Raw genomic sequence first — 19,688 nt, 5'->3', positions numbered from 1 at the left:
CGGTCGGGGAAGCCTCGGGTCGCCGGATCCGGCTCAGACCGTGCGGGGTGGAAGGACGGGGCATGACGCCGGATCGGCTGGGGTTGGTCATCGGAGCGGCTTTCGGGCTCGTGTGGGTGGAGGTCAACGCGGGAGCGGCTCCGTCTCCCGTCGACCTGGTGCTGCGGATCCTCGGGGCCCTCGTCTTCCTCGGCGTGCTCGCCGCGCTGTGGCGGTCCAGGGACGCGCGGACGGGCGGCGCGGACGGGCGGCCCGGCTTCGGGCGGAACTACTGGCTCGTGGTGGCGGCCGAGGCGGTCGCCTTCCTCGGGGGCAACGCGCTGCTCAACGGGCCCCTCGACCTGCCGGACGCGGTGCCGGCCTGGATCGCGTTCGTGGTCGGCGTGCACTTCGTCGTGCTCGCCAAGGTGTGGCGGGAGCCGTCGATCGGCTGGATCGGCGGCGTGGTCGCGGTCCTGGGCGCGGCCGGGGTCTGCATGGCGGTGGCCGAGGCATCCCGCGAGAGCATCGCGCTGACCGCCGGGGTCGGCACGGGAGCCGTCCTGCTCGGAGGCTGCGGGTGGGCCGCCCTGCGCCGCCCGGACGGGACCACCGCCCCGGCGAACCCGGCCTGACGGGGCGAGGGGTGGAGGCGGGGTTCACCAGCAGACCCATCGGACATATAGCCGAATAACGGATTATCTGGCTTCGGACGATCGCCTAGGCTGGCGGCATGACTGCCATGGTCCCCTCACGTACCGCGCCCGACCTGTCGTACCTGCTGGACCACACCGGCCACGTGCTCAGGACGCAGATGGCGGCGGCCCTCTCCGAGATCGGACTGACCGCCCGGATGCACTGCGTTCTCGTGCACGCGCTGGAGGAGGAGCGGACCCAGATCCAGCTCGCGGAGATCGGCGACATGGACAAGACGACCATGGTCGTGACCGTCGACGCCCTGGAGAAGGCCGGGCTCGCCGAGCGGCGCCCCTCCGGCACGGACCGCAGGGCGCGGATCATCGCGGTGACCGAGAAGGGCGCCGAACTCGCCCACCGGAGCCAGGAGATCGTCGACGGCGTGCACCGGGCCGCCCTCGGCTCCCTCTCAGGCGAGGAGCGCGAGGTCCTGCTGCGCGCCCTGAACCGCCTGGCCGAAGGACACCTCTCCACTCCGGCGGAAGGTCCGACCGTCAGCCGCCGCGCCCGCGAACGCCAGAAATAGCCGATCCGGGCGTCGGCCGGGTCACCGGCCCGGGAGCTCGCCTCCCGGCACACTCACCGTCTTCCGCGGGGGAGGAACGGCCCAGGTGGAGAAGGTGTTCCTCTTCACCTGGGCCTCGTGATCAGGAGAGGCGTCCGACGCCCGCGTAGAAGTGCACGCGCTCCAGCAGTGAAGGGGCGACGATGCTGTCGGGACGCCACAGGGGGAGGTGGACGAGCCCGGGCTCCACGAGGTCGAAGCCGTCGAAGTACTCCAGGATCTCGGCGTGGGCGCGCGGCACCAGGGGCGCGGTGGCCTTGCCGTAGATCGCGCGCAGCGCCACGCCGACCTCGGGTTCGGTGAAGTCGAGGGTGCAGTGGGAGATGACGAGGCAGCTCCCCTTGGGGAGGGCGTCGCGCAGGGTGCGGACGATCTTCCCGGGGTCCTCCTCGTCCTTGATGAAGTGCAGGATGGCGACGAGGTTGACGCCCACCGGCTCGCCGAAGTCGATGAGCGACCTCACCTGCGGGTGGGACAGCAGGTCCCGGGGTTCGCGCAGGTCGGCCTGGATGACGGTGGTGGTGCCCTGGCTCTGCGCCTCCATCAGCGCCCGCGCGTGGATGAGCACCATCGGGTCGTTGTCGATGTAGACGACGCGGATGGAGGGATCGATCTCCTGCGCGACCTGGTGGGTGTTGCCCGCGGTGGGAATGCCGGTGCCGATGTCGATGATCTGCTTGATACCGCTCTGTGCCAGGAAACGCACGGCGCGTCCGAGAAAGGCGCGGTTGGCCTGAGCCGTCACTTTCATATCGGGCGCGGCGGCGATCGCGGCATCGGCGGCTGCCCGATCTGCGGCGAAATTATCCTTTCCGCCCAGGTAGTAGTCGTACATCCTGGCCGGGTGCGCGACGGTGGTGTCCAGACTCATCGGCGCACGGTCGCTGCTGATGGACGTGAAGTCCCACTCGGACCCAGGCTCGCTCACGGATGTCTCCCCGATGGTCACCGAATTCCAGAAGGCGATCATATGCCGTACGGAGGGGTAGCACTCGCACAAACAGAGCCGATTGCCGCGAACGAAGTCAACGGGACGAATCGCGCCAGTCCACCACCCGTCAAGTTGCCGGAAAAGATCGGTTCGATCATTCCGCCAGCAGTGCCGCCGCGTTCTCCGCGGTCTCCTCCGGAGACGATCTGGCGTCGACGACGGCCCCCCTCTCGTCCGAGCCCAGAGGCTCCAGCATCGCGAACTGGGATTCCACCAGCGAGACCGGCATAAAATGTCCGGTACGTTCCGCGACCCGGGCCTCTATCGTCTCCAGGTCGACGTCCAGTTGCAGAAACCACACCCCGGATCCGGCCCGGCGCAGCACGTCCCGGTAGCGGCGCTTCAGCGCGGAACAGGACACCACGCCGCCCCGGCCGCTCCCGAGGCGTTCCTCGATCCACTCCGCGACGGTGTCCAGCCAATGGCGGCGGTCCTCGTCGTCCAGAGGGCTTCCCGAGGTCATCTTCGCGACGTTGGCCGGCGGGTGGAACTCGTCCCCTTCCGCGTACTCGACGTCCAGCCTCCGCGCCAGCAGCCGTCCGACCGTCGTCTTCCCGCTCCCGGACACTCCCATGACCACGACCACGGGCCTTCCCCGCTCCACATCCATGCCCCCATTGTTCAGGAGCGGAGGTCTCCGCGGAGGACCCTGTGGACGAGGTCGTCGCCGAACTGGCCGTAACCGGTACGGGCCCAGAGGGTGGGGGCCGCGTAGTAGGGGACGGCCTTGCCGTCCACCTCGTCGGGCAGGGACTCGGGGACCCGGTGGTCGCGGACGGCCTTGGCACAGGCGCCGCAGGCCCGCACGCGCAGGCTGTCCCGGCTGCCGAGCTCGCGCCAGGTGACGGTGCCCGCGGCGGCGTCGCCGTGGAGGGGGTTGAAGAAGCAGAGCGGACTGGGCGGCGTCTCACGACGCCCTCCGGCCAGGGAGCGGGCGGAGTCCAGCGCGTCGCGGCCCCGGTCGACCAGGACGAGCGCCCCGACCAGGTCGGGGACGCCGCCGGCGGAGTCGAGGGTCTTGGCCGCGGCCTGGTAGGCGTCCAGGGCGAGGGTCATCAGATCGTGGACCCGGGAGGCGTCGGAGTCCAGGTCGACGCCCTCCAGGAGCTCCCCGAAGGCGACGACCTCGTGTTCGACCCGTCCGCGCAGCTCGGCCCGGTCGGCCGTGCCGGCGGCGGTCAGGACCTCGCGCGGCAGGAGCAGGGGGCGCTGCTCCCGCCGGACGCGGGCCGAGCGGCGCCAGCGCCAGACGGCCAGGCCGGCGACCGCGGCCGTGGCCGCGCCCAGCGTGATGGGCAGGGCCGGGGACCCGTCCCCTCCCAGACTTTCCTTGACCGCATCCGTCCTGGAACGGGAGTGCAGATGCGCGGTGGCCTTCTCGTAGGCGGCGTACCCGCCGCCCGCGGTGACCAGTTCGACGGCCTTGATCAGCCTGTCGACGAGGATCGCGTCCTTGAACTCGGGCAGGAAGAACGGGAGGCGGACGGCGTACTCGGAGTCCTGGATCTCCTCGCGGGTGCCGCCCCACCGGCGCGCGTCGAGCTGGTTCCCGTAGGACGACAGGCTGATGTAGAGGCCGTCACGGTCGAGCCTGTCGTGGACGACGGTGAGCAGCTCGTCGGACTCCTCCCAGGTTCCGCCCTTGATCAACGGCACCAGCACCACGAAGACCGGCACGGGCGCGGCCTCGATGCGGGCCAGCAGGGTCGCGAGCCTGCCCTTGGACAGGACCGACTCCAGTGACGGGTCCGCGTAGACCGGCGAGCGGCGCAGCGCGGCGGCGATCTTCGTTCCGGGAGAGGGTTCACTCGACACCCAGGGACTCCAGGACTCTCGAGGCCAGATTCTGATCGCTGAAGCCGCGTTTCCAGCGGCCTTCCAGCGCGTTGTACCGGCGCCCACCGGGCAGCTGGAGCACCCGATGGAGGCGCTCGTGCGTCTTGAGGGCCGCGCACTCCTTGCACACCTTGCCCTGGGGCATCCCGATGATCTGGCGCTTCAGGATGCCCGGACCGTGCAGAGGGTTCGCATGGCAGGGGACGAGCGGCCGGTCCAGCCCCTTCTCCAGGACCTCGCGGCCCTGCCTCGCCAGGACGGCGACCCCGACGAGGTCGAGCGCCGCGAGGGCGTCATCGGCGGCGGGACTGCGTCCGACATCGTCGGACAGGAGCCGGGCCGCGTCGTAGGAGCGCAAAGCCACCAGCCGGCCCGGGGCGTCGTCGGGGGGAGGCAGGAGCTCGGCCAGCAGGGCCAGCTCCTTGTCGGCCAGGGCGCGCAGGCGCCTCATCCGGGGCCTGGTCGGAACGACCGGATGCCTCCATGAGCGGTAGACCGCCCGAACCGCGAAGAACAGACCGAACAGCATCGGGCCCACGAGCGGGCCCACCAGCAGCAGGCCGGCGAAGAAGAGCCAGAAGAGGTCGGAGAACTCCGGCTCGTCCGTCGACGAGGGCCGGTCCTCCTGCCCGAACGGGTCGGCCGTCATGTACAGGCGGGGCGTCTCGGGTTCGCCGGGGGGTGATTCCGCCGCCAGGGCGAGCGCCTGCCCGATCCTCGACGCGAGGCCCTCGAAGGGCTTCCTCCGGTCGACGGGGGTGTCCAGCGCCCGGGGTATGACCTCGTATCCGAGCTCGCGCGGGACCTTGAACGGAACGCCTTCCAGTTCCCCGTCCTGGTCGACCATCAGGTAGAGGCCGTCCTTGCCGAGCTGCTCGTGCAGCCCGTGCAGGAACACGTCGTTGTAGCCCTGGGACTCCGACTCCCTCGTGTTGGGGACCATCACCACGAAGACGGGCATGCCGAAGCTCGCGCTCGCGTCGTCGATCGCCTTCCTGATCTGCTTGCGCTCCCCGCCGTCGAGGATCCCGGCGAAGTCGCCGTCGACGAACAGCGGGTCCTCGTTCAGAGCCGTGGCCACCCGATCCATGCGGACCAGCGCGTGGGGCGGGTCGTCGGCGGACGCCCGGCCGCCCGGCGCCAGCAGCACCACCAGTACGGCCGCCAGCCAGCACGCAACCGCCCTCATCTGCGTGCCTTCTTCCGCCCCGATGTGAAGGACATCAAGATGATCATCGCCAGCCCGCCCAGCACCGAGCCGGCGGCGAGCGCGGTCATCTCCGCCCGGTCGCGTTTCTCGGATGCGCTCTCGTACTCCGGTTCCGGCGCCTTCCGCGACGCCTCGATCCGGGCGTTGACGTCGGGCGCCCGCAGGATCTCCGCGAACAGTTCCACGTGCCGCACCACGTCGGCGTCGTAGGGCAGTTCCCGCCTCGCCGCGCGCCAGGCGTCTTCCACCGGCCGGGAGCCGCCGTACTGCCGCGCCTCCCCGCTGCCCGACGAGTCGACCACCAGGTAGACGCCGTCCTTCCTCAGCCTGTCGTGCAGCAGGGGGATCAGCTCACGGGGCCTCGCCTTCTCCATGTCGTACAGCCCCGACGTCTCCACCACCGCGAAGAACGGCTCCCCCAGTGTCGACAGCGCCTTCTCGATCCGTTCCGCGGCCCCTTCCGGGATCGCCCTCGGCTCGTGGTCGGTCACCTGGACGGGATTCTGCTTCAGCTGCCGCGCCAGGAGGTCCGCCCGGCCCTCCCCCGGCTCGGCCCAAGCCGGAGCAGCACAAAACCACCCAAAGAGCGATAGGGCCGCAAAAAAGCCCGCGAAGCGCCGCATGGGAGGGGAGTCTAACCGGCCTTCCCGGCGAACCGCCTGGACGGCCGAGCGCGGACGGCACCGACCGGAGAAACTGTCTGCACGAGCAGCCGGATAGTCACTAAGTTGCCAATATGAGCGGTCTTCCGGGGTACACAGAACTGCGGGAGCTGGGCTCGGGAGCCCAGGGACGAGTCGTGCTCGCGCGGTACGGCCCGTCCGGGCACCTCGTCGCCATCAAATACCTGCACGATGCGGACGCATCGGCGGTGGTGCGCTTCCGGGACGAGGCTGTGCTGCTCCAGCGCGTCCAAAGCCCGCACGTAGCCGCCTTGTATGAGTTCCGCGAACTCCCCCGCGGGGCCGCCATCGTCATGGAAGCGGTCGACGGAACGTCTTTGCGGGCTCTGCTGGACGCGCACGGAACACTCGCTCCCGAAGCGGCGCTGCTCATTCTCAAGGGTTCTCTGCTCGGCCTGGACGCCGCCCACCGGCTCGGCATCGTGCACCGCGATTACAAGCCCGCCAACGTGATCGTGACGACCGAAGGGAAGAGCAAGCTCATCGACTTCGGCGTCGCGGTGTTCACGGGCGGCCGCGGAGGCTCCGGGACGCCCGCCTACATGGCGCCCGAGCAGTGGATGAGGGGAGCCGCCACCCCGGCGACGGACGTGTACGCCGCCACGTGCGTGTTCTTCGAGTGCGTCACCGGCCGCCGACCCTTCCGCGGCGACCCGCTCTCCGACCCGCGCCCTCTGGCCCAGGTCCCCGTGGAGGAGGTTCCCGAGCCGCTGCGCGGGCTCGTCATACGCGGCATGGCCGAGGATCCGTCAGAACGCCCTCCTTCCGCGGGGAGCTTCGTCGCCGAGCTGGAAACCGCCGCGTCCACCGCGTACGGGCCGGACTGGGAGGTCCGGGCACGCGCCGTGCTCGGCGGTGTCGCGGCCGGGATGCTCGGCGGCACCCTGCTGTCCGCGGGATTGGGAACCACCACCGCGACCGCCTCCTCCACCGCGGCGGGGACGGGACTGGGCACCACCCTCCTCGGAGGCGCCTCCCTGACCGTCATCAGCGCCGTCCTCGGAGCGGCCGTCACAGCCGGCGTGGGGGTCTTCGCGGTACAGAAGCTCACCGGAGACCGGTCGCCCGCACGGCCGGTGGTGGCCGCCTCCGCTCCGCCCCGGCCATCTCTCGCCTACATGACGACCAGTGCCGTCATGGTCGGCGGCCCGGACGGGAGATCCCGCAGGATCGCGCCATTGTCGGGGCGGAAGCCCGGAGGTTCGCTGGTCTGGTCGGCGGACGGGAAATGGCTCGCCTGGACGACGTCCGCCTCGCAGAGCTCCATCTCGCCGGAAAGGGTCCACCTCGCGGCCGCGGACGGGAGCAAGGTGCACTCCTGGACCTGTTCCGACGACAGCTGCGGCTCGGCGGCCTTCCTGGGCGACCGGCTCGTCACCGTCGCGCTCACCGTCGACCGTCCGCCCGAGCTGGTCCTCCATCCCCTCGACGGCGGCATCCCGGAAAGAACCGCGATCACCGGCCTGCCCCGGGACCCGTACACGGACGACGGTTTCACCAGCCCCTACCTGGCGACCGCCACGGAGGACTCGGTGATCGTCACCCACGGGATCGGCACCAGCGCCTACGGAGGCCCCGTCACGTACTACCGCGTCTCCGGGAAAGGCCGAGCCACCAAGTTCTTCGAGGCCCCCGGAAACGTCGCGCCCCACGCGGAATGGGTGGCTCCGGACGGGAGGACTCTCGTCTACACCGGCGCCGAGCGCGGCGGATACTGCCAGCACTACGAAGCCGTCCGGCTCGTGGATCTCACCACCGCCGCCTTGACCGCTCCGGACATGCCCGACGGCTACGTCACCGTCAACGGCGCCTGGTATGACGAGTCCGGTGTTCTGAACGCGTCCTTCCTTCCCCAGGAGAGGACCTGCCCTGACGCCGACCCGAGCGTGCCGAACGGTTCGGCCCTCTTCGAGCTGCGATCCGGCGCCTGGGTGCGGACGGGCGGCGGCGTCGTCATGTCCCGGTTCGCCGAAGACGGCGGCGAGGCCACGCTCGCCGGACGCGACCGCACCGCCCCGGGCACCCTCACCGTCTCCCGTGACGGGAGGACGACCACGGTGAAGAAGGTCTGGCTCTTCGCCTGGTCCCCCTGATCAAGTGATCAAGACGTCAGGGCCGGGGGACGCGGCTCTCGAGGCAGGGGCGATGCCACGGGTCACAGGTAGTTGCCGACCGGCGGATCGTCCGGCGCGGGCCGTTCCGGGCGGAGGTGCCGGTCACGCTGACGGCGCAGCGCCTGCGCGACCGTGGCCCGCGTGACGTCCCGTCCGAGCAGGGACGGCACCCGCGCCGCGACGTCGTCGAGCTCGGTCACCCCCTGTCCGACGAGCGCGGCCACCGCCCCCGCCACGGTCTTCACCGTCGGCGGGGCCGTCCCGTTGACCTGCTGTCCCACCGGCACCGGCCTCTCCCCCGGCATCGCCCGGGACAGGTCGGGAGCGAGCGGCCGGGGCAGCCGGTCGCCTGCCGGGCGCCGCCGCGGCCTGGGCACGACGGGCCGCTCGACGGGCGCCGCCGCCTTCTCGGACACCGGCTCCGGGGCCGGCTCGGGCGCGGGCGCGGGTTCGGGAGCGGGCGTGGCCCACGGAGGGGGCGGCTGCAGGTCCAGCAGGCTTTCGGTGTTGTAGAGCACCGAGAGCCTGCCGACGAGGATCTCCTCGGGAGTCTGCGATCCGCTCGGATCCGTTCCCAGTCCCGTCAGCTCGGTCGCCCGGTCCATGGCCTTGTCCAGCTTGCGCAGGGCCTTGACGTAGGCCCGCCGGTTCCCGCTCTCCCGGGCGACCCTGGCCTTCTTGGCGGCCAGCGCCAGTTGCATCAGCCGGTGCTGCGCGCCCACCTCGGAGGCCGTGCGGTCCGTCGGGTCGGCCAGCCCGAACCTGATGAGGATCCGCTCCGGGGTGAGCGTCCAGTTCAGCCCGGTGCGCCCGGTGCGGCGCCGCCGTTCGAGCTGCATCTCCCGTTCCCACGCCCACGCCGCCGCGAGCGGCACCGACAGCCGGAACAGCGTCTCCCCGAGCCCGTGCGCGTGGGTCGCGGCCAGGATCGCCGACAGGACGGTGAACGCCCACATCGCGATCCCGTCGATGCCCGCGCTGTACTTCTCCCGCATCGACGACTTGGCCCGCAGCGCCGATCCCAGAACCATGATCTCCAGGAAGGCGAAGAACACCACCCGCAGCACCGGCGGCACTTCGACCGAATCCCGGAAGAACACGTACATGCCCTGAGCCGACAACCCGGTCGCGATCGCCGCCCCCAGCAGCGTCACCACCCGCTGCCCCTCGATCCTCCCGCGCCGCACCGCCGCACCGATCCGGACGGCCCCCCAGCCGCCCACCAGCACGACCGCCAGCACGCAGACCGCGACGACCGCGGCCTCCCCCGGATGCCGTTCGAACGCCTCCACCAACTCGTCCACAGCCGCCTCGCCCTTCTCCTGGGTCACGAGTCCGGACAGACCATGGGTCACCGTAGCGACAACCGCCACTCCAGTGGACAGAACCGACATATTCAACATCACGACGGACAGCCCGCCTCCCCCGCGACGCCAGACGAGAGAAGGGCTGGGTGCCGTTCCAGGAGACCGTCAGGCCGCGATGCCGGCTCCTCGGAAGACCTCGGCGCGGTGCCAGAGGAGGTGCGCCGGTCCGATCCCCTGCCGGGGCGGCTCGACGCGCCGACCCGCGAGGGCGTGAACCTGGGCCCGCGTGTTGGGCGTCCGCCCGACGAAGGCCCCCGTCACGTCGACGCGGTGGTCGTCGGTGAGCGTCAGGACGCCTTTGTCGAACAGGACGTGGTGCAGCGAGCACAGGCACAGGCCGTTGTCCACGGTGTCGGGGCCGTCTAGCGCGAACCACCGGATGTGCGCGGCGTCCAGTCCGACGCTCGCGCTGTCGTCGAGGCGTCCTTCGTAACCGCAGAAGGCGCACATGTACTCGTAGGCCCGCAGCACCGCCCGCCGGAAGCCCGGATCTCGGCGACGGGCACGGACGACACCGGCTTGCACCGGCACCGTCTCGTGAAGGTCGAGGCCGATGGCTTCGCAGATGCCTTCGTGCAGCGATTCGGGGAAGTTGTCGTCGAGCAGCGCGTGCGCCGCCTGGACGACGACCTCCGGTCGCCGCCGCAGTTCGTCCACCACTTCAGGGGCGAAACGCCCCCGCGCCCCGGAGTCGCGGAGCCTCGACGGAGAGGGGCCCGGACTCGGCCCGCCGTCGCGCGTGGTGACCGTCCACAGCCCGTCGCCGGTCAGATGGTGGAACGGGTAGTGCAGGCCGGTGGGGTTGGGCGGCCCGAACTCCCTGACCAACGCCGCCAGTTCGCCTTCGACCGCGGAGTAGACGATGGGGGCGTCGCCTTCCCTCTGGAAGCGCGCCAACGCGTAGAGCAGCAGCAAGGGCTTGTGCGGAGCCCGCTTCCCGTCTTTCCGCCACCTCCGGACGGCCAGTGCCCGCTCCACGAAACTCACGGACGCCAGACTAACGACGCCTTGCGTGTCCGCTGGAGCACTTCTGGCCCACCGCCGGCTCCGACGGACGTGTGCGGGTTCGTCCGGGTGGCGCTGGAGGCCTCCAGCGCCACCCGGACGTGAGCGGGACCGCGTCGGGCGGCCTCAGTCGGTGGGCGTGTTCTGCGGGGCCTGGGTGTTCCCGAAGTCCTCCGGGCCGATGCCGAGGCGGCGGAGGGCGGGGACGGAGTCGACGCCGTCGACGTCGTTCCGGCCGGCCTTGCCGAGCACCTCGGCCAGTTTCGCCTTGGCCTCGGGGTCGCCGGCCTGCGCAGCGGTCAGCCAGCTGCGGAGGATCTGGTCTCCGCGCATGCGCTCCTGGTCGGTTTCGGCGGGCTTCTTGGGCGCCGCCGGAGCCGCCGGGGAGGAGTGCTTGCGCCGGTTCACGTTGAGGAGGACCAAACTGATGATCGCGAGAGGGACGAACACCAAGGACAGCTCGTAGATTTCGCCGAAGACTCCGATGAGGCCGCCGGCGACGCCGACGAGGACCAGCACCCGCCACACCAGGAGATTGCCGCCCGACTCTTGTGCCATTTTTCGCACCTTCCTGCAAGAGCAGATTTTAGGTGCTTATCCAGATGTCAAACGAATGTGCTGTTTGCCGGGAGCAATCCAGAGAAGCCTGATTTCCAAGAGTGAGACGCCTTCAGAGGGGGCCGGGTTCGAAGATGCCTCAGTCCGGCTGGACGCGGTCCGGGAGGAGGCGCTTCACCGTCTGCCCGATCAGGCCGCGCGACCCCTCCCGGACGAGGACCTCGGCAACGGCGTCCTCGTCGCCTGGTACGCCAGGCGGTGAGCGCGCCGCCATCCACCGATCGGTTGATATGCGGATCCACCGCTTCCCTGCCGGATCATGGCCGGCCGGGCGATCCCTTTCGCACGCGGAAAAATCATGATTGATCCATGGCGATCATCGAGGTCAGCGGCCTCACCAAGGGGTACAGCGGGCGGACGGTCCTGGACGGGGTGTCGTTCTCCGTCGAGGAGGGCGAGATCTTCGGGATCCTCGGCCCCAACGGCGCGGGCAAGACCACCGCGGTCGAGTGCATGGAGGGGCTGCGCAAGCCCGACGGCGGGACGATCCGCGTGCTCGGCCTCGACCCGGCCGGGCAGAGCCGGGAGCTGCACGAGCGCATCGGGGTTCAGCTCCAGCACACGCACCTGCCGGAGAACATCAAGGTCTGGGAGGCGCTCGACCTTTACGCCTCCTTCTACGCCGAGCCGAAGGACTGGCGCGGGCTGCTCGACGACTGGGGCCTCGCCGAACTGCGCAACGCGCGTTTCGGCAAGCTGTCGGGCGGTCAGAAGCAGCGTCTGTTCATCGCGCTCGCGCTGGTGGGCGGCCCGGAGGTGGCGTTCCTCGACGAACTCACCACCGGGCTCGACCCGCAGGCCCGCCGCGCCACCTGGGAGCTGATCAAGAAGGTGCGCGCGTCCGGCGTCACCGTGATCCTCGTCAGCCACTTCATGGACGAGGTGGAGGAGCTCTGCGACCGCGTCGCGGTCGTCGACCGGGGCGGCGTCGTCGCGCTCGACACCCCCGCCGGGCTGATCGACGGCGTCGACGCCGACCACCAGATGCGGTTCACGCTGATGGACGGCGAGACCCGCGACCCCGCCGCCCTGCTCGGCGACCTGCCCGGCGTGACGGGCGTCGTCCGCGACGGGAAGCGGGTCACCGTCACCGGCCGGGGCGACTTCGCCACCGCCGTCACCTCGGTCCTGGCCCGCGAGCTCATCCCCGTCGCGGACCTGCGCATCGACAAGCGCACCCTCGACGACGCGTTCGTCGCTCTCACCGGCCGCTCGTTCCACCTCTGAGGAGCTCCCATGACCGCTCTCGCCAAACTCACCCACGTCGAGCTCAAGCTGCTGGTGCGCGAACCCGGCTCGGTGTTCACCTTCCTCATCCCGCTCTTCATCCTGATCGTCTTCGGCAGCTCGATCGAGCCGGGCGACACGGTGCTCCTGCCGATGTCGCTGGCGATCTCCGTCGGGCTCGTGGCGATGTACCTGCTGCCCACCACGCTGGCCACGTACCGGGAGCGGGGCATCCTGCGCAGGCTCTCCCTCACTCCGGTGCGTCCGGGAAGCCTGCTCGCCGTGCAGCTCGTCCTTCAGTTCGTCCTCGCGCTGGCGGCCGCCGGCCTGCTGATCGCCGTCGGCGGGCCCGTCCTCGGCGCGCATCTGCCCTCCGAGGTGCCGGCGCTCGCCGCCGTCTTCCTGCTCGGCACCGCCGCGATGTTCGCCGTCGGCCTGCTCATCGCGGCCCTCGCGCCGAACGGGCGCTCCGCCAACGGGGTGGGTGTGCTGCTGTACTTCCCGATGGCCTTCCTCGCCGGGCTGATGCAGCCGACCGACCAGATGCCCGATATTCTGGCGGAAGTCGGAAGTTACACCCCGCTGGGTGCTTTCCGGCAGAGTCTTCAGGACGTCTGGACGGGAACGTCGCCGACCCCCCTCCTGCTGGGCGTCATGGCTGCCTACGCGGTGATCGTCAGCCTCGCCGCGGCCAGGTTCTTCCGCTGGGAGTGACCGATGACGACGGTGACACGCCTGGACCGGCGCGAGCACCTCCTGGGAAGGCTCCTGGGCGCGGTCCCGTTCCTCCTGCTGGCGATCTCCGCGGCGCTCTCCCTGCTCACCGACGGCCGGGCGTGGACCCACCAGATCGTCACGCTCGGCCTCGCCGCGTTCGCCGCCGCCTGGATCCGGGTGGTGTCCCCCCGGCATCCGGCCGTCCACGTCACCGGGTTGGTCATCCTGATCGCGGTGCTCTGCACGCGGTCGATGTGGTTCGCCAGCTTCTTCGCCTTCACCGGTTACCTCCACTCCTGGTGGATGCTCCAAGGCAAGTGGAGATTCGCCGGGCTCACCGCCACGGCGGCGATCACCATCACGGCCTACACCGGCGGGCTTCCCGAACCCACACCGTCCGCGATCCTCACCCACCTGCTCTTCATCGCCGCGATCGTGGCCGTCGTCAGCCTGTTCAGCTTCTCCGGCGACATCACCGCCGAGCGCAGCGCCGAACGCAAGCGGATGGTGACGCGGCTGGAGGAGACGATGCGGGAGAACGCAGGACTGCACGCCCAGCTCCTCGTCCAGGCCAGGGAGGCGGGCGTGCTCGACGAGCGCCAGCGCATGGCCGCGGAGATCCACGACACCCTCGCCCAGGGCCTGGCCGGCATCGTCACCCAGCTCCAGGCCGCCGTGCACGCCGAAGCCGACCCCGACACCCGGCGGCGGCACGTCGACGTCGCGACCCGCCTGGCCCGGGAGAGCCTCGCCGAGGCCCGCAGGTCCGTCCACGCCGTCGGCCCCGCGCGGCTCGAGTCCGCCCCGCTGCCCGACGCCCTCTCCGAACTCGCCGCCGAGTGGTCGGAGCTGAACTCCGTACGCGCCGAATTCACCGTGACGGGCCCGGCCGGCGCCCTGCACCCGGAGGTCGAGGCGACCCTTCTCCGCATCGCCCAGGAAGCCCTGGCCAACATCGCCAAGCACGCCGGAGCGTCCCGAGTCGGACTCACGCTGTCGTACATGGAGGACGTCGTCGTCCTGGACGTCCGCGACGACGGAGCCGGCTTCGACCCGGAGCGCGCCCCCGACGGCGGCGGCTTCGGCCTCGCGTCGATGCGGGGCCGCGTGGCCCGCCTGGCAGGCGAGTTCTCGCTCGAGTCCGAACCGGGCGCGGGCACCGCGATCTCCGCCGTCATCCCCGCCGTCCCCGCCACCTCCGAGGAACACCAGAGTGCCTGACTCCCCCATCCGGCTGCTGATCGCCGACGACCACCCCATAGTCCGCGACGGCATCCGCGGCATGTTCACCGGCGACCCCCGCTTCGAGGTCCTCGCCGAGGCCGACGACGGCGCCCGGGCCGTGGAACTGGCCCGCGCCCTGGACCCCGACGTCATCCTCATGGACCTGCGCATGCCGAGGATGAACGGCGTGGAGGCCATCAGGGAACTGGCCAGGCTGGGCCTGAGGGCCAGGGTCCTGGTCCTCACCACCTACGACACCGACAGCGACGTCCTCCCCGCGATCGAGGCCGGCGCCACCGGCTACCTCCTCAAGGACACTCAGCGCGAGGAACTCGTCCGCGCCGTCACCGCCGCGTCCCGAGGCGAGTCCGCCCTCTCCCCTTCGGTCGCCACCCGACTCATGGGCCGGGTCCGCACCCCCGTGACCCCCCTGAGCCCCCGCGAGCTGGAGATCCTCCACCACATCTCCCAGGGCGACACCAACCGGGAGACCGCCGCCCACCTCTTCATCAGCGAGGCCACCGTCAAGACCCACGTCCTCCACATCTACGCCAAACTCGGCGTCAACGACCGGGCGGCCGCCGTGGCGGTGGCCTTCCAACGCGGCCTCCTCCCCCTGGCCTGACCGAGAGAGAGCGAGAACGCGAGTGGAGTTCCCCCGAGGCGTCGAGGTCATCGTGTCCGCGCTCATCGTCAGTCCCGACGATGAGGTCCTGCTGATCCGGCAGCCGAAGTGGGGCGACCTGTGGACGCCGCCGGGCGGGCACGTGGAGCCCGGGGAGAAGCTCGCGGCGGCGGCGCTGCGGGAGGCCGAGGAGGAGACCGGGCTCGCCGAGCTAACGCTGGAGCGGCTGGTCCACTGGGGTGAGCTGATCGATCCGGACGGCAGGACGCGGCCGGTCCACTTCGTCTTCTTCGATTTCGTCCTCCGGGCCCGCGACAAGGCTCTGCGGCTCGACGCGTCGGAGGTGGCCGAGGCCCGGTGGGTTCCGTTCGGCGAGCTGGCGCGCTACGAGATCGCCGAGGACTTCCGGGTGAGCATAGAGAAATACCTCCGGTCGTTGACAGGCCGATCCTCCGATGATGCCGTGGGGGAATGAGTGAGGAATTCGCCGCCGACCTCGTCAGGCAGGCATGTGACGACATCGCCGCGCGGCCGGACGAGAACCGGTTCGTCGAACTGCTGGAAGCCGGAAAACTTCCGAAAGAACGGTTGAACTGGCTGGCCGGAGAGGAATTCCGAATCATCAGAAGTGATCAGCGGAGTTTCTCGCTGCTCGCTTCGCGTTTTCCCGACGGATCGGCGGGAGGCCTCTTCCTGGGGCTCGCGCAGGGGGAGGCCCAGGCGTCCGGTCTTCTGCTGGAGTTCGCCTCCGCGCTCGGCTGGGGCGAAAAGGAGCTCAAGGGGTACGCTCCGCTGCCGTTCGCGCAGGTCTATCCGGCTTACCTCGCCTCGTGCGCGGTCTACGGGACGCGCAGCGCGGTGGCGCTGGCGATGGCCGCGAACCTCGACGAGTGGGGCGGTTTCTGCGGGCGGATCGCCGAGGCGCTGACCTCCCGGTACGGCCTTTCGGAGGAGGCGGTGGGCTTCTTCCGCTTCTTCGCGACGCCTCCCCCGGGGTTCCTGGAGCAGGCCGAGGCCACCGTCGCCGAGGGCCTGGCCGCGGGCGAGGATCCGGTCGAGGCGCTGCGGGCGGCGCAGACGCTGCACGTGTACGAGACGGCCTTCTGGGACGCGCTCGTCACCGGCCTGGACTGACCGCGAAATCCCTCCAAGGAAACCCAGAAGGGGATTTTCTCCGTTTTTCCCTGTTCAGGGGATGGAGTCCCGCAAGAGGGCACGGTTAGATCGTTCACCATGCTTGATCAAGTGGTCGACACGGGACGATATCCCCTCACCGAGGTGGACAGTGCCGAGTGGAAAGGCGTGATCTCCCAGGTCAGAGCGGAATTGGCCGAGACCGGATGTTGCGTCCTCACCGACTTCGTCCGGCCCGAATGGGAAGAGACACTTCGCCGCGAAGGCGCCGAGATCGCCCCGCGCGCGCACTACGACGTCGAAACCGTCAACGTCTACAACATCGCGGTGGACGACGACCTCCCCGCCGACCACCCGGGGCGGGTGGAGTTCCAGCGGGGCAACGCCTTCGTCGCACGCGACCTCGTCCCCGAGGAAGCGATCATCCACCGGCTCTACACCAGCGCTCCGTTCCAGCGCTTCGTCGCCGACTGCTTCGGCCTGGAACGGGTCCACGAACTCGCCGACCCCCTCTCGGGCCTGTGCCTGAACGTCGTCCGGCCGGGCATGGAGCACCCCTGGCACTTCGACACCAACGAGTTCACCGTCAGCATGCTGACGCAGTCGCCCGACGCGGGCGGCGTCTTCGAGTACTGCCCCGGCATCAGGTCCGAGGAGGCGGAGAACTTCGACGACGTCCGCGACGTGCTCGACGGCCGGGGCGGGAGCCTCGTCCGCCGCCTCACCCTCAGGCCCAGGGACCTCCAGCTGTTCAAGGGCAGGTTCTCCCTGCACCGCGTGAGCCCCGTGGAAGGCGGGACCGCACGGCACTCGGCGATCTTCGCCTACAGCGAGCGCCCCGGAGTGATCGGCAGCGTCTCCCGCACGGAGCAGCTGTTCGGCCGGGTCCTCCCCGTGCACCTGGAAGCCGGACGCGCCGTCCGCGGAGACCTCCTGCTCGACTGAAGATCCCCCAGCCCACCTGCCCGCCTGGGGGACGACCCCCGGACCCCCGAGAGCAGTCAGCCGATCCTCGCTTCGCTGCGGTCGTCCGACTGCCCGCACCACCAAGGAGGAAAACGAGACCGTGCGCGTTGACAGCACAGGAAAAGTCTCACTGGATCACATCTACACCGAACCCGACCCCCGCGCTTACTTCAGCACCCTGCGCGGACTCGAATACCAGGTGCCGCAGGCGGCCAAGCCCCACTTCGAGGCGCTCATCGACGAGTACCGCCGCACCACCGGAGTCACCGTCCCCCGCGTTCTGGACATCGGCTGCTCGTACGGCATCAACGCCGCACTCGTGAAATACGGCGCCGCGATGGACGACCTGTACGAGCGCTACTGCGACGCTTCCGGCGAGACCGTCCTCGCCCTCGACCGGGAGTTCGTCGCCTCCCGTACTCCCAGCGACGTGCGTTTCACCGGCCTGGACGTCTCCGGCCCGGCCCTCGAATACGCCCTGGCCGCGGGCTTCCTGGACGACGCCGTCCACGCCGACTTCGAATCGGCCGACCCCACCGCCGAGCAGCGCGCGACACTCGCGGGCACCGACCTGGTCGTCTCCACCGGCTGCCTCGGCTACGTCGGAGAGAAGAGCATCTCCCGGCTCATCGAGGCCTTCGACGGGCGACGTCCCTGGATGGCCCACTTCGTCCTGCGCATGTTCCCGTTCGACCCGATCGAGGAGACCCTCGCCGAGGCCGGCTACGAGACCGTCCTCGCCGAGGAGCTCTTCCGCCAGCGCCGGTTCGCGACCGACGAGGAGCGCACGCTCGTCCTCGACAGGCTTGCGGAGATCGGCCTGGACCCGCGTGGCAGAGAGGCCGACGGCTGGTTCTATGCGCGACTCTTTGTCTCCCGTCCCCGCGAGGAAGCTCGCCCCGCCCCCATCCGGATAGAGGAAAAGTGACCAGCAGCAACGAGACGCCCGCCCGCACCTTCGCCCTGGAGGACGGGCTGCCGCGGGTTCCCGTCCCGACGCTCGACCACACGTGCGAGCGCTTCATCGAGTGGTGCTCTCCGCTCCTGACCGACGAGCAGCTCGCCGAGACGAAGAGCGCCGTCGAGGAGTTCCTGCGCCCCGGCGGCGCCGGCCGCAGACTGCACGCCGCGCTGGAGGAGTACGACGCGCAGGAGGGCGTGCACAGCTGGCTCGACCTGTTCTGGCCGTCCCGCTACCTGGGCCGCCGCGACAGGATCGCGCTGAACGCCAACTTCTTCTTCCTCTTCGAGGAGTCCCCGCTGGGGCAGGTCGACCGCGCGGCGCAGCTCGTCGCGGCGGCCGTCGACTACAAGCTGCGCCTGGACGACGAGCGCGTCCCGCCGGTCCTGCGGCGCGGGCAGGCCCTGTCGATGGAGCAGAACAAGTTCCTGTTCGCCGCGACCCGCATTCCCGGCGCCGAGCAGGACACCGTCCGCGCCCCCTACTCGGCCGCCGAGCCCGGCCCGTCGAAGTCCCGGCACATCCTGGTGTTCCATCGGGGCAACATGTTCCGGATGGAGGTCCTGGACGCCGAGGGCCGCCCCCACTCGCGCGCGGACCTCGTCGCCGGCGTCCAGGCCGTCCTGAAGGCCGGGGAGGTGCGCGCCGAGCGCGACACGTCCGTCGGGCACCTCACGACCATGGCGCGCGCCGCCTGGGCGCAGACCAGGGACACGCTCCTGGCCCTCGACCCGGCGAACCCGGCCGCGCTCGAGGAGGTGGAGTCGGCCCTCTTCTGCCTGTGCCTGGAGGACTTCGCGCCCTCCACCACGCTGGAGGCCTGCGACCACCTGCTGCACGGCGACAGCGGCAACCGCTGGTTCGACAAGGCCGTCTCCTTCATCGTCTTCGAGGACGGCCAGGCGGGCATCAACGTCGAGCACTGCGGCCTGGACGGCACCACGATCCTGTCGTTCGTGGAGGACGTCCTGGCCGCGGAGGCCGAGACGCCGTCGCTGGGCGTCCCGCCCGTCCGCCCGGTGGAGTTCGTCCTCGACGGCGCGCTGCGCGCCACCGTCCGCGAGGCGGCCGACTCGTTCGCCCAGTACGCCGCCGACACCGCGACGACCACCCTGTCGTTCCCGGACTTCGGCACGTCCCGCGCCAAGCAGCTGAAGATCTCTCCGGACGCGTTCGTCCAGATGGCCTACCAGCTCGCCCACAAGCGCTCCAAGGGCATCACGGGCGCGACGTACGAGTCGATCGCCACCCGGCACTTCAACCGCGGCCGCACCGAGGCGATGCGCGTCGTCACTCCGGAGATCCTGCGTTTCGTCGCCGTCATGGACGACCCGTCGGCCGACGAGGCGGCCCGCCGCGAGGCGTTCCGCGCCGCCGCCGACAAGCACGTCGAGCGCGCCAAGCAGTGCCAGGCCGGCGACGCCCCCGAGCAACACCTGTGGGAGCTGCAGTGGATCCAGCGCCGCCGCGGCGAGGAGCTCGGCGTCACCGAGCACCTCCCGCTCTACGACACCCCCGGCTGGACCGTCACCCGCGACGACTACCTGAGCACCAGCTCGGCCCCGTCCGTCAACATCCAGTACTTCGGTTTCGGCTCGACCAGCGACAAGTGCATAGGCATCGCCTACGTCCTCCTCCCCGACCGCTTCAACCTCTACCTCAGCACCCCGCAGCCCGTCGCCGCCGCCATGTTCGACTTCGCCGGCCACCTCAAGACCGCCGTCCGCGAACTGGAGGCCCTGCTGTCCGGCGAGTGACCCGCGCGCCCGG

Annotated in this window: 20 protein-coding genes; 12 read left to right on the top strand and 8 right to left on the bottom strand. The window is 70.4% G+C overall.

Annotated features, from left to right (window positions below):
• Nucleotides 1-62 precede the first annotated feature (62 nt).
• Together ABD327_RS18180 and ABD327_RS18175 are read left to right on the top strand one after the other, a co-directional pair.
• Nucleotides 63-614 carry a hypothetical protein gene (locus ABD327_RS18180; RefSeq protein ID WP_344451635.1) on the top strand — a complete coding sequence of 184 codons (552 nt, stop codon included), beginning with the start codon at nt 63-65 and terminating at the stop codon, nt 612-614.
• 98 nt (nt 615-712) lie between these two features.
• Nucleotides 713-1,201, top strand: a complete 489-nt coding sequence (locus ABD327_RS18175; RefSeq protein WP_344451634.1) for a MarR family winged helix-turn-helix transcriptional regulator — start codon at nt 713-715, stop codon at nt 1,199-1,201.
• A gap of 121 nt (nt 1,202-1,322) precedes the next feature.
• Here the strand turns inward: ABD327_RS18175 and ABD327_RS18170 are convergent, their stop codons facing one another.
• The 5 genes from ABD327_RS18170 to ABD327_RS18150 all read right to left on the bottom strand — a co-directional run bounded on the left by ABD327_RS18170 (nt 1,323) and on the right by ABD327_RS18150 (nt 5,768).
• Nucleotides 1,323-2,168: an SAM-dependent methyltransferase gene (locus ABD327_RS18170; RefSeq protein WP_344451633.1), complete on the bottom strand. Its 846-nt coding sequence runs from the start codon at nt 2,166-2,168 to the stop codon at nt 1,323-1,325.
• A 157-nt stretch (nt 2,169-2,325) separates the two neighbouring features.
• Nucleotides 2,326-2,841 carry a gluconokinase gene (locus tag ABD327_RS18165; protein ID WP_344451632.1) on the bottom strand — a complete coding sequence of 172 codons (516 nt, stop codon included), beginning with the start codon at nt 2,839-2,841 and terminating at the stop codon, nt 2,326-2,328.
• Nucleotides 2,842-2,852: 11 nt separating this feature from the next.
• Nucleotides 2,853-4,046: a hypothetical protein gene (locus ABD327_RS18160; protein ID WP_344451631.1), complete on the bottom strand. Its 1,194-nt coding sequence runs from the start codon at nt 4,044-4,046 to the stop codon at nt 2,853-2,855.
• Complete coding sequence (locus ABD327_RS18155) at nt 4,036-5,256, bottom strand: TPM domain-containing protein (protein ID WP_344451630.1); 1,221 nt, start codon at nt 5,254-5,256, stop codon at nt 4,036-4,038. The genes ABD327_RS18160 and ABD327_RS18155 overlap by 11 nt, the downstream gene beginning before the upstream one ends.
• Nucleotides 5,253-5,768 (bottom strand): hypothetical protein, encoded by a 516-nt coding sequence (locus ABD327_RS18150; protein WP_344451629.1) that lies wholly within the window; start codon nt 5,766-5,768, stop codon nt 5,253-5,255. The genes ABD327_RS18155 and ABD327_RS18150 overlap by 4 nt, the downstream gene beginning before the upstream one ends.
• 245 nt (nt 5,769-6,013) lie before the next feature.
• Here ABD327_RS18150 and ABD327_RS18145 point away from each other — a divergent pair, with 245 nt between their 5' ends.
• Entirely contained in the window at nt 6,014-8,053 is a 2,040-nt protein-coding gene (locus ABD327_RS18145; RefSeq protein ID WP_344451628.1) for a protein kinase domain-containing protein, read from the top strand.
• Between the two features lie 62 nt (nt 8,054-8,115).
• Here the strand turns inward: ABD327_RS18145 and ABD327_RS18140 are convergent, their stop codons facing one another.
• From ABD327_RS18140 to ABD327_RS18130, 3 genes are all read right to left on the bottom strand, one after another.
• On the bottom strand, nt 8,116-9,405 hold the full coding sequence (locus tag ABD327_RS18140; protein ID WP_344451627.1) for a hypothetical protein: 1,290 nt from the start codon (nt 9,403-9,405) through the stop codon (nt 8,116-8,118).
• A 141-nt stretch (nt 9,406-9,546) separates the two neighbouring features.
• Nucleotides 9,547-10,428, bottom strand: a complete 882-nt coding sequence (locus tag ABD327_RS18135; RefSeq protein WP_344451626.1) for a phosphorothioated DNA-binding restriction endonuclease — start codon at nt 10,426-10,428, stop codon at nt 9,547-9,549.
• Nucleotides 10,429-10,572: 144 nt separating this feature from the next.
• Nucleotides 10,573-11,004: a hypothetical protein gene (locus ABD327_RS18130; RefSeq protein ID WP_344451625.1), complete on the bottom strand. Its 432-nt coding sequence runs from the start codon at nt 11,002-11,004 to the stop codon at nt 10,573-10,575.
• A 369-nt stretch (nt 11,005-11,373) separates the two neighbouring features.
• Here ABD327_RS18130 and ABD327_RS18125 point away from each other — a divergent pair, with 369 nt between their 5' ends.
• The 9 genes from ABD327_RS18125 to ABD327_RS18085 all read left to right on the top strand — a co-directional run bounded on the left by ABD327_RS18125 (nt 11,374) and on the right by ABD327_RS18085 (nt 19,675).
• Complete coding sequence (locus ABD327_RS18125) at nt 11,374-12,291, top strand: ABC transporter ATP-binding protein (protein WP_344451624.1); 918 nt, start codon at nt 11,374-11,376, stop codon at nt 12,289-12,291.
• Between the two features lie 9 nt (nt 12,292-12,300).
• Entirely contained in the window at nt 12,301-13,005 is a 705-nt protein-coding gene (locus ABD327_RS18120) for an ABC transporter permease (RefSeq protein WP_344451623.1), read from the top strand.
• 3 nt (nt 13,006-13,008) lie between these two features.
• Nucleotides 13,009-14,229, top strand: coding sequence for a sensor histidine kinase (locus tag ABD327_RS18115; RefSeq protein ID WP_344451622.1), 1,221 nt, complete (start codon nt 13,009-13,011; stop codon nt 14,227-14,229).
• A complete protein-coding gene (locus ABD327_RS18110) occupies nt 14,222-14,857 on the top strand; it encodes a response regulator (RefSeq protein ID WP_344451621.1) in 636 nt (211 codons plus the stop codon). Before ABD327_RS18115 ends, ABD327_RS18110 begins: the two co-directional genes overlap by 8 nt.
• A gap of 22 nt (nt 14,858-14,879) precedes the next feature.
• A complete protein-coding gene (locus ABD327_RS18105) occupies nt 14,880-15,332 on the top strand; it encodes an NUDIX domain-containing protein (RefSeq protein ID WP_344451620.1) in 453 nt (150 codons plus the stop codon).
• Nucleotides 15,329-15,991: a thiaminase II/PqqC family protein gene (locus tag ABD327_RS18100; RefSeq protein ID WP_344451619.1), complete on the top strand. Its 663-nt coding sequence runs from the start codon at nt 15,329-15,331 to the stop codon at nt 15,989-15,991. The genes ABD327_RS18105 and ABD327_RS18100 overlap by 4 nt, the downstream gene beginning before the upstream one ends.
• A gap of 99 nt (nt 15,992-16,090) precedes the next feature.
• A complete protein-coding gene (locus tag ABD327_RS18095; RefSeq protein ID WP_344451618.1) occupies nt 16,091-16,936 on the top strand; it encodes a HalD/BesD family halogenase in 846 nt (281 codons plus the stop codon).
• Between the two features lie 121 nt (nt 16,937-17,057).
• Complete coding sequence (locus tag ABD327_RS18090; RefSeq protein WP_344451617.1) at nt 17,058-17,885, top strand: class I SAM-dependent methyltransferase; 828 nt, start codon at nt 17,058-17,060, stop codon at nt 17,883-17,885.
• Complete coding sequence (locus ABD327_RS18085) at nt 17,882-19,675, top strand: choline/carnitine O-acyltransferase (protein WP_344451616.1); 1,794 nt, start codon at nt 17,882-17,884, stop codon at nt 19,673-19,675. Before ABD327_RS18090 ends, ABD327_RS18085 begins: the two co-directional genes overlap by 4 nt.
• Nucleotides 19,676-19,688 lie beyond the last annotated feature (13 nt).

Source organism: Actinocorallia aurantiaca, from assembly GCF_039533685.1.
GTDB lineage: Bacteria > Actinomycetota > Actinomycetes > Streptosporangiales > Streptosporangiaceae > Actinocorallia > Actinocorallia aurantiaca.
This window is presented reverse-complemented; position numbering and strand designations above follow the sequence as displayed.